This is a genomic window from Thalassotalea sp. G20_0 (assembly GCF_017744175.1).
Taxonomy (GTDB): Bacteria; Pseudomonadota; Gammaproteobacteria; order Pseudomonadales; family Endozoicomonadaceae; genus Endozoicomonas.
The window spans coordinates 1-592 of sequence record NZ_JAGHQV010000452.1; the positions used below are offsets into that span (position 1 = coordinate 1).

Genomic DNA, 592 nt, shown 5'->3' on the forward strand with positions numbered 1-592 from the left:
GTCTTGATGGCGACAGGCGAAGCCTGAGAATGTGGGAGGTTCTGTGAACTGAAATCATTCGTTGAAATCCAGTGGGTTCGACTCCCACCCGGTAAAGATTAACCATCAGCCGGAAGCGAGTTTTGCTTAGTCATGGGTAACCTTGGCTTTGAAGCGTAAACAGCAGGTACTTATGAAGCAACTCTCAGGAGTCCGGAAGCGAATTCATAAGTGACCGGATAGTAGGTACTGGAAGTCTTAGTGTCCCATAGTACTGATGACAACGGGGAACTCTGCTCAGGAGGACCCGGACGAGGAACTATCTCTTAGTCACATCTCCACACCTCTTGTCATTCGGCAGGTGTGGAGACGATCCTGCAGTTTTGCCCAGCCATCCCAAATAGCCAGCCATCCCGGTATCCCTGTACGCTTTTAATTGCACCAGCCACCCACCTTGGCTATGGTATGCAGCAACCACGTCAACGATGGTACTTTTTTAGGTAAAGGCTTTCCTTCATAAAAGGTCAGCCAAAGTACTTTCCACTCCTCATCGCTGACTACCCGATTGGCCGGTGTCTTTTCATTCCAGGCTTTGTCGTCCTTTTGTTTTCGC

At 49.5% G+C, this 592-nt stretch carries 1 pseudogene; it reads right to left on the minus strand.

From position 1 onward, the window contains the following. Positions 1–411 precede the first annotated feature (411 nt). Positions 412–592: pseudogene (locus J7438_RS27005) on the minus strand (hypothetical protein); the annotation flags it as partial.